The sequence below is a fragment of the Acidimicrobiia bacterium genome, assembly GCA_036271555.1.
Taxonomy (GTDB): Bacteria; Actinomycetota; Acidimicrobiia; order IMCC26256; family PALSA-610; genus DATBAK01.
Map to the genome: position 1 here is coordinate 95,018 of DATBAK010000087.1, position 11,923 is coordinate 106,940.

General features: G+C 70.6%; 10 protein-coding genes. 4 read left to right on the top strand and 6 right to left on the bottom strand.

The window, feature by feature from the left end:
• Window positions 1-52: 52 nt before the first annotated feature.
• Complete coding sequence (locus tag VH914_20540) at window positions 53-1,528, bottom strand: NADH-ubiquinone oxidoreductase-F iron-sulfur binding region domain-containing protein (GenBank protein ID HEX4493603.1); 1,476 nt, start codon at window positions 1,526-1,528, stop codon at window positions 53-55.
• Between the two features lie 73 nt (window positions 1,529-1,601).
• On the opposite strand from VH914_20540, the gene VH914_20545 reads away from it, so the two are divergent.
• Complete coding sequence (locus VH914_20545; protein HEX4493604.1) at window positions 1,602-3,449, top strand: glycoside hydrolase family 15 protein; 1,848 nt, start codon at window positions 1,602-1,604, stop codon at window positions 3,447-3,449.
• A 2-nt stretch (window positions 3,450-3,451) separates the two neighbouring features.
• On the opposite strand, the gene ligD is transcribed toward VH914_20545, so the two are convergent.
• Together ligD and VH914_20555 are read right to left on the bottom strand one after the other, a co-directional pair.
• Complete coding sequence (gene ligD, locus VH914_20550; protein HEX4493605.1) at window positions 3,452-4,369, bottom strand: non-homologous end-joining DNA ligase; 918 nt, start codon at window positions 4,367-4,369, stop codon at window positions 3,452-3,454.
• A 130-nt stretch (window positions 4,370-4,499) separates the two neighbouring features.
• A complete protein-coding gene (locus VH914_20555) occupies window positions 4,500-4,685 on the bottom strand; it encodes a hypothetical protein (GenBank protein ID HEX4493606.1) in 186 nt (61 codons plus the stop codon).
• A gap of 170 nt (window positions 4,686-4,855) precedes the next feature.
• Between VH914_20555 and VH914_20560 the strand changes: the two genes are divergently transcribed.
• On the top strand, window positions 4,856-4,996 hold the full coding sequence (locus VH914_20560; protein ID HEX4493607.1) for a hypothetical protein: 141 nt from the start codon (window positions 4,856-4,858) through the stop codon (window positions 4,994-4,996).
• 208 nt (window positions 4,997-5,204) lie between these two features.
• Here the strand turns inward: VH914_20560 and VH914_20565 are convergent, their stop codons facing one another.
• The 3 genes from VH914_20565 to lon all read right to left on the bottom strand — a co-directional run bounded on the left by VH914_20565 (window position 5,205) and on the right by lon (window position 10,382).
• Window positions 5,205-7,193 (bottom strand): EAL domain-containing protein, encoded by a 1,989-nt coding sequence (locus VH914_20565; protein HEX4493608.1) that lies wholly within the window; start codon window positions 7,191-7,193, stop codon window positions 5,205-5,207.
• A 68-nt stretch (window positions 7,194-7,261) separates the two neighbouring features.
• A complete protein-coding gene (locus VH914_20570) occupies window positions 7,262-7,996 on the bottom strand; it encodes a pirin family protein (protein HEX4493609.1) in 735 nt (244 codons plus the stop codon).
• A 34-nt stretch (window positions 7,997-8,030) separates the two neighbouring features.
• The gene (gene lon / locus VH914_20575) at window positions 8,031-10,382 is read right to left on the bottom strand and encodes an endopeptidase La (protein ID HEX4493610.1); all 2,352 of its coding nucleotides are present in this window, start codon (window positions 10,380-10,382) and stop codon (window positions 8,031-8,033) included.
• 215 nt (window positions 10,383-10,597) lie between these two features.
• On the opposite strand from lon, the gene VH914_20580 reads away from it, so the two are divergent.
• Both VH914_20580 and VH914_20585 read left to right on the top strand, forming a co-directional pair.
• The gene (locus VH914_20580) at window positions 10,598-10,924 is read left to right on the top strand and encodes a DUF3039 domain-containing protein (GenBank protein ID HEX4493611.1); all 327 of its coding nucleotides are present in this window, start codon (window positions 10,598-10,600) and stop codon (window positions 10,922-10,924) included.
• Window positions 10,925-11,066: 142 nt separating this feature from the next.
• On the top strand, window positions 11,067-11,923 hold an 857-nt coding region (locus tag VH914_20585; protein HEX4493612.1), incomplete at its 3' end, for an ABC transporter ATP-binding protein.

Genomic DNA, 11,923 nt, shown 5'->3' on the forward strand with positions numbered 1-11,923 from the left:
GTTGCCCGGCTATACGCCGGCAACGCAGTACCACTGAGATGAGGGAGGGGCGCTAGAAGCGGTCGACCGGGAGCTGGCCGGAGTCGACGGCGTCGAAGGTCCAGTCGGGCTGCTTCTCGCGGTGGTGCTGGTCGTACGTCGCGACATCGCCCGCGATGTCGACGAGCTCGGCGATCAGCTCCTGCGGTGCGCCGGGCACGTCGACCGCCGCGTGCGCGGCGAACGCGTCCGCGAACTGCTCGCGGATGCTGCCCACGACGACCTGCTGCTGGGTCGCGAGATTGCAGCGCGCGCCGAACGCGACGCTCGCGAGCCGGCGGTCGACGAGCGCAAGGTCGTCGTCGTGCGCCTCCGACGCGCGCAACCGGTCGAGCGCGCCGCTGATCGCGACGCCGTCGAGCTTGCACGGCGTGCACTGACCACACGACTCGACCGCGAGGAAGCGAGAGACCGCCTGCGCGACCGCGACCATGTCGGTCGCATCGTCGAAGACGATGAAACCGGCGGTGCCGAGACCCGACCCGATGTCGCGCATCGCCTCGTACGTGAGCGGTGTGTCGAACTGCGACGCGAGCACGATCGGGTTCGCAACACCCGACACCGCGGCAACGAGCGACCGTCCGTCGAGCGCGCCCCCGCCGATCTGCTCGATGATCTCCGCGAGCGTCGTTCCCATCGCGACCTCCGCGACGCCCGCGCGCTTCGTGCGGCCCGTGATCGTGCACACGATCGTGCCCGGCGACTCGTCGGTGCCGACCTCGCGGAACCAGTCCGCGCCTTCCGCGAGGATGGCCGGGAGGTTCGCCATCGTCTCGACGTTGTCGACGAGCGCCGGCGCGACCGGCAGATCCTCGTCGGGCGCCGCCATCTCCACGGCCGCGGACCACTCGACGTGCCCGCCCGGATGGAGCGGGACGTCGTCGATCCCCCGTCGCCACGGCGGCGCGATGCGCGGGAACGGACCGCGCCCGTCGAGCACCTCGAGCAGCGCGGTCTCCTCGCCGTAGAGGTACGCGCTCGGACCGGCGTGCACGGTGATCTCGACATCCTTCGCCCATCCCGCGGCGACGATCTCGGCGACGGCGCGCTGCAAGCGCTCGACCTCGCGCGTGAACGACGCCTTCGTCGCGATCACGATGCGCTCGGCCGCGACCGCGTCGGCCGCGATCAGCGCGCCCTCGACGACGCGGTACGGGTTGGCGCGAATGAGCGCCCGGTCCTTGAACGACCCGGGCTCGCCTTCGGCCCCGTTGACGACGACGACCGCCGGCTCGTCGGGGGCTTCGTACGACGCGACCGTGCGCCACTTCCGACCGGTCGGGAACCCGGCACCGCCGCGGCCGCGCAGTCCCGAAGCGTCGACCTCGTCGATGACGCCCGCGACACCGAGGCGGCGCGCGGCATCGAGCCCGCGACCACCGCCGATCGCCAGGTACGCGTCGAGGTCGCCGACTGGGTTCGCGTCGAGGACGCGGGGTTGGTCGAGCACGGCACCGTCCTTCCCGAAGGCCTTCGGGATCAGTCCCACCGAGGCATCCCGACCGTATCGTGGACCGGCCCATCCAGCGCCACCCGGGTAGCGCGGGTATAGACCAACGCTCGTGAGCCGCGATCCGTATCCCTCGATCGGTGAATACGCGTTCCTCTCCGACTGCCACTCGGTCGCGCTGGTCTCGCGGGCCGGCAGCATCGACTGGTGCTGCATGCCGCGCCTCGACGTCGGCAGCATGTTCGGCCGCATCCTCGACTGGGAGCGCGGTGGGTTCTGCTGGATCCGGCCGACGGCCGATCACGAGATCCAGCGCAACTACGTCGACGACTCGCTCGTGCTCGAGACGCAGTTCCGCACGCGCGGCGCGGAAGGTCGCCTCTTCGACTGCTTCGCGATGCGGCGCGGCGGCGCCACCGAACCGCGTCAACAGCTGCTGCGCATCCTCGAGGTGACACGCGGCCAGATGCGCGTCCAGGTCGAGGTCTGCCCGCGGTTCGATTACGGCGAGGTGCGACCGTGGGTGCGGCGACACGCGCCCGGCATCTTCACCGCGATCGGCGGCAACGACGCGATCCTCGTCCAGTGCGATCACGAGCTCGCGCGCATGCACGAGCACGACATCGCGGGGACCGTCTCGATCGAGGCGGGCGAGCGGCTCCGCCTCGCGATCACGTCGTACAAACCCGAGGAGATCGATGTCGACATCCCGCGGCGCGAGCGCGCGACCGAGCTCGACCGTCGCCTCGACGAGACGATCGCGTGGTGGCACGCGTGGGCGCGCAACATCGCGCGGCGCGACGTCGCCGAGGCGGCCGGCGCGCGCCGCTCCGCGATCGTGCTGAAGGCGCTCACCTACGCGCCGACGGGTGCGGTCGCGGCCGCGCCCACCACGTCGCTCCCCGAGCGCGTCGGCGGCACGCGGAACTGGGACTACCGGTTCACGTGGATTCGCGACTCGCACTTCACGGTGCGCTCGCTCGCCGAGATCGGGGCCGAGGACGAGGCCGACGGCTTCCGCCGGTTCGTCGAGCGGAGCGCCGCGGGCTCGGCCGAGTCGTTGCAGATCATGTACGGCGTGGGCGGCGAGCGCCGGCTCACCGAGATCGAGCTCGACCTCGACGGCTACCGCGGCTCGCGCCCGGTGCGCGTCGGCAACGGCGCCGCGACCCAGCATCAGTTCGACGTGTACGGCGAGCTCCTCGACCTCGCCTGGCGCTGGCACGAGCGGGGCCAATCGCCCGACGACGACTACTGGCGGTTCCTCTGCAGCCTCGTGAACCGGGCCGCGGAGATCTGGACCCAGCCCGACGCGGGAATGTGGGAGATGCGGGGCAAGCCACGGCACTTCGTGCAGTCGAAGGCGATGTGCTGGGTCGCATTGCAGCGCGGCCTCGACCTCGCACGCGAGAGCATGCGCCGCGCACCGACGCGCAAGTGGCGCGCCGCGCGCGACGAGCTGCGCGCCACGATCGACCGGCGCGGCTACAGCAAGAAGATGGGCACGTTCGTGCAGGCGTTCGGGTCGACCGAGCTCGACGCCTCGTTGCTCCTGCTCCCCGCGTTCGACTTCGTTCCCTGGGACGACGAGCGCATGGTGCGAACGGTCGACGCGATCGGCGAGCGTCTGACTCGCGATGGTCTCGTGCTGCGCTACTCCACCGAAAGCGGCCTCGACGGTGTCGGGGGCGGCGAGGCGCCGTTCGTCGCGTGCACGTTCTGGTACGCGGAGTGTCTGGCACACCAGGGCCGCATCGACCGCGCGCGCGAAGCGTTCGACCGCGCGATGGCGGCGAGCAACGACCTCGGCCTCTTCTCCGAGGAGTACGACCCGCGCACCGGCGAGCTGCTCGGCAACTTCCCGCAGGGCCTCACGCACCTCTCGCACCTGACCGCGGCCCTCGCCATCGTCGACGCGAGCCATCCCGAGTACGCGGCCGACCGGGCGTCGCGCACGTAGCGCTACGTCTCGCGCACGACCGTCGCGGGGTCTTTGTCGTCGCGCGCTCCGAGGTACGCGGGCTGGCGAATGGAGCCGCCGGACGTCCATTCCGTGAACCGCACCTCGACGACGAGCCGGGGCTCGGCGAACACGGCACCCTTGGGCACCGCGCCGGCTGTGAACGGGCTCGACGCGCGGCGGAGCGGCTCGAGCTGCGCGCCGAGCCGCGTGAGCTCGGCCTGCGAGAAGCCGGTGCCGACGCGGCCGGCGTAGGTCAGCGTCGGGCCGTCGTAGTAGCCGACGAGCAGCGATCCGAGCTGCCCCGCGCGCCCGGCGAGCCCGGGCATCCATCCGCCGACGACCAGCTCTTGGCGCAGCTGGAGCTTCCACTTCAACCACGTGCGCGCGCGTCGCCCCGGCTCGTAGACCGAGTCGAGTCGCTTCGCCATCAGTCCCTCGAGCGCGAACTGCTCGACGACCGCGCGCGTCGCCGAGCCGTCGCCGACTTCGTGCGGCGGCGTCTGCCAGGCGCTCCCCGTGAGCCCGAGCCCGAGCAGGAACCGCCGGCGCTCGGAGTACGGCAGCGCGATCGTCGAATGACCGTCGAGCCAGAGCAGGTCGAACAGCACGAGCACCGCGGGCAGCGCTTCGCTGAGGCGCGCGATGTCGCGCGGGGCGTCGACGTGCATGCGTCGCTGCATGAGTTGGAAGTCGGGACGCGGTCCGTCGAAGATCACGAGCTCGGCGTCGAGGACGGTGTCGGTGCCGCGCAGCGCGTCACCGAGCGCGTGCAGCTCCGGATACCGGCGCGTGATGTCGAGCCCGCGCCGGTTGACGAGCCGCAGCTGCGCGTCCTCGACGCTCGCGAGCGCGCGCACGCCATCCCACTTCATCTCCCACGCCCACCCGTCGCCGGTCGGAGGCGCGTCCGTGGGCATCGCGAGCATCGGCTTCAGATCGCGAGGAACGCGAGGGGCGCGCGGCACCGCCCTTCTCTACCCGATTCGTATGGGTTGTGCGTAGCGGCTCAGGTCCAACCCAGCCACCGCCGAGCCGTGCTTCGAGCGATCAGTGAACGAGCCGGGCGACCAACTCGATCGTCATCGCGACCAGGCCTCCGACGACGACCACGCGGAGCGCCAACCGCGCCCAGCGCGCACCTGGTGCGTCGCGTTGAAGTCGCAACATCGGCTGGCCGTAGGCGGGCATCGGAGGCGGCTGCACGCCGGTCGGCATCTTCGTGCGCTTCGCCACGCCTTCACGGTAGCCAACGCCTCGAAATCGTGGCGCTCCGGCGCGCCGAAGAAGGCGACAAGAGTCACCAATCGCAGCGCGATTCCATGCGATGAACATTGACTTTTCTCTTGATTCACGAACGTATGTTCGGATGCGATGATCAGGTGCTGGAGAGGCTGAGCGCGGCGGTGAATCGGCTGGTCGGCGTCGAAGTCGACGGGTTGTGCGACGCCGCGTTGCACGACTTGGACGCGGGGCTCGCGCTCGACGGCTTCCGCCTGACGGGTGCGACCGGCGCGCGAGCTGGTCCGACATCCATCACGTCGTGATGTGGACGATCGGCGGCGAGACGAACGTCGCGAACCTCGTGCTCGTGTGCCCCGTACCACCATCATCTGATCCACCGACGAGGCCGGCGCACCACCCTCCGACGGCTGCACGTTCAACGTGTTCGAGCCCGACGGCCAACTCCTCGGGTCTACACAGAACGCGGCCGCGTCACGCACGCGCCTGCGGCTCTGAGAGCGCGCCCGAGTGTCAGCGGGTCTTCGAGAACCAGCGCTCGGGCGCGGCCACACCGCGGCCGTGGCGGCGCAGCCATTCGAGCGCTTCCACCGCGGGCAGCGGCCGGCTGAGCCAGTAGCCCTGCGCGAGATCGCAGCCCATCTCCCGCAGCATCACGAGGGCCTCGGAGGTCTCGACGCCCTCGGCGACGACCTCGAGCCGCAGGCTGTGACCGAGCGCGATCGTCGTGCGCACGATCGTCGCGTCGTCGGCGTTGTCGACCATTTCGAGGACGAACGACATGTCGACCTTGATCTCGTCGACCGCGAGCTGCTGCAGGTACGCAAACGAGGAGTACCCGGTGCCGAAATCGTCGATCGAGATGCGCGCGCCGAGCGCGCGGAGGCTCTTGACGACCTCGACCGCGCGTACCGAGTCGTGCATGATCGTGCTCTCGGTGATCTCGAAGTTGAACGCGTCGTTCGGGAGCCGGTGCGCCTCGAGCAGCAGGCGCACGAGCTTCGGGAGCTCGGTGTCGTGCAGGTTCGACGCCGACAGGTTGACCGAGATCGGGAGCGCGACTCCGTCGGCGCGCCACGCCGCGCTCTGTCGCGCGGCGAGCTCGAGCACGCGCCGCGTGAGCGGGCGAACGAGACCGGTGTGCTCCGCGAGCGGCAGGAACTCGGCCGGCGCGAGCACCCCGCGCACCGGATGGTTCCAGCGCACGAGCGCCTCGAAGCCACGGATCGCGCCCGTGCGCAGCTCGAGCTGCGGCTGGTAGTAGAGCACCAGCTCGCCGGTCTCGATCGCGTGGCGCAGCTCGCCGAGCATCGTGAGCCGCGTCCGACTGCTGCTGTCCTGGTCGATCGCGAAGAGCTCCGCGCCGCTGTGCGTGCGCTTGGCGACGTACATCGCGATGTCGGCGCGCTGCATGAGCGCGGCCGCAGTCGTGCCGTGCGCGGGCGCGACCGCCACCCCGATGCTCGCATCGAGCTCGACCGGCAGGCCGTCGACGGTGATCGGCCGGCGGAACACCGACAGCGCGCGCTGCGCGGCATCGAGCGCCGCGGGCGCGGCGGTGACGGTCCGCAGCAACACGGCGAACTCGTCGCCGCCGAGTCGCGCCACGGTCGCACCGGGGATCGCGTCCTGCAACCGGCGCCCGAGTTCCTGGAGCACGATGTCGCCACAGGCGTGGCCGAGCACGTCGTTGACGTCCTTGAAGCGATCGACGTCGACGAGCAACACGGCGACGTGCCCGCGGCGCGACTCGACTTCGCGCAACGCCTCGGTCGTCAGCTCGTCGAAGCGCGCGCGGTTCACGAGATCGGTGAGCGGATCGTGCGCGGCGAGATGCTCGTTGCGGCGCAGCTCTTTGCGAAGGCGACGCGACGCGCTCTGCACGATCCGGAACAGCGCGAGGTACAGCAGACCGAGCCCGGCGATGATGATCACCCAGAGGTGCAGCACGTCCTCGTGGATCCCCTGCGCGATCGGCGCGTACGGCAGGTAGATCTCGAACGCGCCTTCGGGCTTGTCACCCGCGTCGAACCGCAACGGCGTGTACACCTCGAGCAGCCGGGCGCCCGAGCCGCGGTCCTGTGTGTTCTCGTCCTCGGACAGATTGCTGACGTCCGACGCGGTCTCGCCCTCGAGCGCCTCGCGCACGTCGTCGTCGGTCGGGAACCGCCGGCCGATCAGACTCGCGTCGTCCGAGTACACGACCCGCAGGTCGCGGTTCCAGATCTTGATGCGCGCGATGTCGTGGTTCTGGAAGCCGGCTTCGAGCGCGTTGTTCATGTAGCCGATGTCGATGGGCGTCAGCCCGTTCGCGAGCTCCCCCGAGTTCAGCCGCGGCTGCACCGCGAGCCGCGCCGCGAGCACCGCGGTCTGCCGCGCGCTCGCGAGGTTGCGGTTCGTGATCGCGTTGCCGACGCTGCGGGCAAGCACGATGCCGAGCGCGCAGATCAGAACCGCGCTGAGAACGGCGAAACGCGACACGACGCCGAGACGACGATGCACCAGAGGACTCCAGGAGATCCGGGGATCTCCTTCCTCTATCGACCCTGGTCAGAGGCCCTTGAGGGCGCTCACGCGACGGTCGAGTAGGTCTCCCAGATCAGGGCCTCGGCGCCGTCGGGACCGGCCGCCAGGGAGCCCGCTCCGCCGCTGGCGAGGCGGAGGGCGTCGCCTTCGGCGACGGCCAGGGCCTCGGACGAGCCCGCGCCTGCGAAGGTCGCCGAGCCACGGGCGACGAAGACGTGGACGAAGGGCGCGTCCGGAACCGTCGCCGTCTCGCCGGCTCCCAGGCGCGCGACCCAGAGCGTGGCGTCGGCCTGGTGGATCGTGATCGCGGCATCGGCGGCGCGCCCGCCCGACGCGAGCGGGAACAACCCGCCCGCTGCGAGCCGGTCGCCGACATCGCGCTGCTCGTAGCCGGGCGCGACACCGCCCCGGTCCGGCGGCACCCACATCTGCACGAAGTGCACGGGCTCGGTCGCGCTCGCGTTCATCTCCGAGTGCTGGATTCCCGCGCCCGCGCTCATGCGCTGCGCGAGCCCCGGCGCGATCACGTCGTCGGTACCCGTGCTGTCGCGATGCCGCAGCGCGCCGTCGAGCACCCACGTCACGATCTCCATGTCGCGGTGGCCGTGTGTACCGAAGCCACCGCCCGCGACGACGCGGTCGTCGTTGTTCACGAGCAGGAGTCCGTGGTGGGTGTTCGCCGGGTCGTGGTGACCGCCGAAGGAGAACGAGTGCCACGAGTCGAGCCAGTCGATCTCCGTGTGCATCCGATCACGTGCACGCACGTGCTCGATGCTCATTCGCTCGCGCCTTCGACCGCGTGAAAAGCCACCGTCATGCCGCCACGTCCTCCCGGACCGGCTCCTCGAGCGCGATCGTGAGCACGTCGCGCACGTCGGACACCGGGTGGAAGTGCATCACATCGCGCACCGCTTCGGGGACGTCGTCGAGATCGCCTTCGTTGTCGATCGGGATCACGACGTCGGTGAGGCCGGCGCGGTGCGCGGCGAGCACCTTCTGCTTGAGCCCGCCGATCGGCAGCACGCGACCCTGCAGCGTCACCTCGCCGGTCATGCCGACGTTCGGTCGCACCGGACGCCCGCTGAGCAGGCTCGCGAGCGCGGTCGTCATCGTGATGCCGGCCGACGGGCCGTCCTTGGGGACCGCACCTGCGGGCACGTGCACGTGGAAGCGCCGCTGCTCGAACGCCGACGCGTCGATGCCGAGCTCCTCACGGTGCGCCCGCACGAACGACAGCGCGATCTCGGCCGACTCGGCCATGACCGCGCCGAGCTGCCCCGTGACCTTGAGTCCGGGCTCGCCGTCCATCGCGGTCGCCTCGATGGTGAGCACGTCGCCACCGGCACCCGTGACCGCGAGTCCGGTCGCGAGACCGGGCACCGGCGCACGGCTCGCGTCCTCGGCACGGAACTTCACCCGGCCGAGCGCGTCGCGAAGTCCCGACTCGTCGACGACGACCGGCTCACTGTCGGCGTCGGCTTCGTGTTCGGCGACCCGACGCGCGGCCTTCCGCGCGACGGTCCCGAGCTGACGCTCGAGGTTCCGCACGCCCGCTTCACGCGTGTAGCCGGCGATGATCGTCCGCAACGCGTCGTCGGTGACGTCGAGCTCGTCGTCGCGCAGCCCGTTCCGCTCGCGCTGACGCGGGAGCAGGTGATTGCGCGCGATCGCGACCTTCTCGTCCTCGGTGTACCCGTCGAGCTGCACGAGCTCCATGCGGTCCAGCAGCGGGCCCGGGATCGTGTCGAGCACGTTCGCGGTCGCAAGGAACAGCACGTCCGAGAGGTCGAGGTCGACCTCGAGGTAGTGGTCGCGGAACGTGTGGTTCTGCGCGGGGTCGAGGACCTCGAGCAGGGCCGCCGCCGGGTCGCCGCGGTAGTCGGAGCCCACCTTGTCGACCTCGTCGAGCAGCACGACCGGGTTCATCGAACGCGCCTCGCTGATCGCGCGCACGATGCGGCCAGGCAGCGCGCCGACGTACGTGCGGCGGTGGCCACGGATCTCGGCCTCGTCACGCACCCCGCCGAGCGAGACGCGGACGAACTTGCGTCCGAGGGCGTTGGCCACGGACTCGCCGAGCGACGTCTTGCCGACGCCCGGAGGCCCGACGAGGGCCAGGATGGCCCCCGAGCCGCGCCCGTCCACCGGCGCCAGGCCGCGCTCGGCCTGGAGCTTGCGCACGGCGAGGTGCTCGAGGATGCGCTCCTTCACGTCAGCCAGACCGTCGTGGTCGGCCTCCAGGATGCGCGACGCCTCGGGGATATCGAGCCGGTCTTCGGACTCGGTGCCCCAGGGGATCTCGAGCACGGTGTCGAGCCAGGTGCGGATCCAGCCCGTCTCGGGGCTCTGGTCGCTGGTGCGCTCGAGCTTGTCGACCTCGCGCTCGACCGCCTTCCGGACGTGCTCGGGGAGCTCACGCGCCTCGATCTTGGCCCGGTAGTCGTCGGGGTCCTCGTCGCCGCTCTCGCCGCTGAGGCCGTTGAGCTCCTTGCGGATGGCATCGAGCTGGCGGCGCAAGAGGAACTCGCGCTGGGTCTTCTCCATGCCCTCTTCGACGTCGGTCTTGATCTTCTCGCGCAAGGTGAGGTCGGCCAGCGTGTCGCGGGCCCAGCCGAGGACCAGGCGGAGGCGCGCTTCGATGTCGCGCGTCTCGAGCACCTCGACCTTCTGCGTGAGCGAGAGGTCGGGTGAGTACCCCGACATGTCGGCCAGACGGCTGGGCTCGTGGATGTCACGGAGCTGTGCCGCGATACGGCCGGCACCCCGGCTGTGCAAGATGTTCTCGAGCACGGCGCGGTACTCACGGGCCAACTCGTTGGCGGCCGGGGTCGGCTCGGGCTCGTCCAGCGGCTCGGCCTCGACCCAGAGGGCGTCGCCGGTGCCGGGGACCCCGGTGCCGATGACGGCGCGACGGTCACCACGGATGGCCACGGCGGCCAGGCCGCCGGGCAGCTCGCCCTCCTCCATCACCTCGGCGATCACGCCGACGGCGGCGAAACGACCTTCGATGTGGGGCACCAGGAGCAGACGGCCCCCGGCGGAGCGGGCGGAGTCGACCGCGGCCCGGGCCTCATCGGACTCGAGGGCCATGGTGAACACCATCCCGGGCAGCACGACCCCTGATGTGAGGGGGAGCAATGGGAGTGTCACATTCTCGTTTGTCATCGGGTTCCCTTCGGCTTCCAAATTCATCTGACTGGTCAACCATCTGGGCGGGAATGTCATTCCCGAGCGGTCCGTCCCTGTTCGGACTGCTGTAATCATGTAATTGTTGGTGTTCCAGCATAGGAGGGGGCGCCGTTATTCCGGACGGTGTCCCACCCCTGGTCGGAGGCCCGGCGGGGCGGCGGGGCGGCCATCCCAGGACGTACGCTGAAGCCGTGAGCGGCACCGAGACAGCCCCGAACACCGGTCCGGCGGGTGGCACCACCCTGGCCCCGGCCCGGCCGGATCCCGACCTCGAGGACGGCGACCACGACCGGATGGCCCACATCGTCCTGGAGGGGTACCGACCGACCAAGGGCAGGAAGAAGGGCAAGTACGTCTCCGCCGGCCCCAGCGTGGTCGAAGGCATCGTCAACGGGACCGCCGTACGGGCCCTCTGCGGCAAGGAATGGGTGCCCGGCCGTGATCCCAAGCGCTACGGCCTGTGCCCGACCTGCAAGGAGATCGCCGAGTCGATGGGGTGGAAGATCCCCGCCAGCTGAGCCGGCGCGCGTGCCGCAGCAGGTGCCGGCGGGCGTGCCGGAACCGGGGACCAGCAGGTATTCGTGACGCCGCTGCGCCGAGTCGCTACCGTGCGAGAACTGATGATGCGTGGCCGCAGGCGGGCCGCCCCAAGGAGACACGTTGGCACAGGTCAGCTTCGACGGCGTCACCAAGCGGTTCGGCGACACCACCGCCGTCGACGACCTCACCCTGCACGTCTCCGACGGCGAGCTCCTGGTGCTGCTGGGCTCGTCGGGTTGCGGCAAGACGACTGCGCTGCGCATGGTGGCCGGCCTTGAAGACGTGACCGCCGGCGCCGTCTCCATCGGCGAGCGCGTGGTGAACGACGTCGACCCCAAGGACCGCGACGTCGCCATGGTCTTCCAGAGCTATGCGCTCTACCCGCACCTGACGGTGTCGAAGAACATCGAGTTCCCGCTCCGCCAACGCGGCGTCGAGAAGGAGGAGCGCGCCGCCAAGGTGAAGCGGGCCGCCGACACGTTGGGCCTGTCCACGCTGCTCGACCGCAAGCCCGGTCAGCTCTCGGGCGGCCAGCGGCAACGGGTGGCGCTGGCCCGGGCCATCGTGCGCGAGCCCCTCGTGTTCCTCATGGACGAGCCGCTGTCGAATCTCGATGCCGCCCTGCGCGTGCAGACCCGGGCCGACATCGTGGAGCTGCAAGCGCGGCTGTCGACCACCACGCTCTACGTCACCCACGATCAGGTGGAGGCCATGACGATGGGCGACCGCATCGCCGTCATGAGCGAAGGGAAACTGCAGCAGGTGGCCACGCCCGAGTCGCTCTACGCGCGGCCGGCCAACTCGTTCGTGGCGCACTTCCTCGGCAGCCCGGGCATGAACCTGATGCAAGGGATGCTCGTCGAGAGTGGCGCGCCCGCGGCCGAAGGGGCCACGCAACACGGCACCTTGAGCGTCGCCTTCCCCGGCGCGTCCGTGCCGCTGCCCACCGAGGTGGCTGACACCGTGCGCGGCGCGGG

Coding starts and splice junctions, on each gene's coding strand:
- ligD (HEX4493605.1), bottom strand. CDS start 4,369: ATGCCCACGGACGCGCCTCCGACCGGCGACGGGTGGGCGTGGGAGATG.
- VH914_20570 (HEX4493609.1), bottom strand. CDS start 7,996: ATGAGCATCGAGCACGTGCGTGCACGTGATCGGATGCACACGGAGATC.
- lon (HEX4493610.1), bottom strand. CDS start 10,382: ATGACAAACGAGAATGTGACACTCCCATTGCTCCCCCTCACATCAGGG.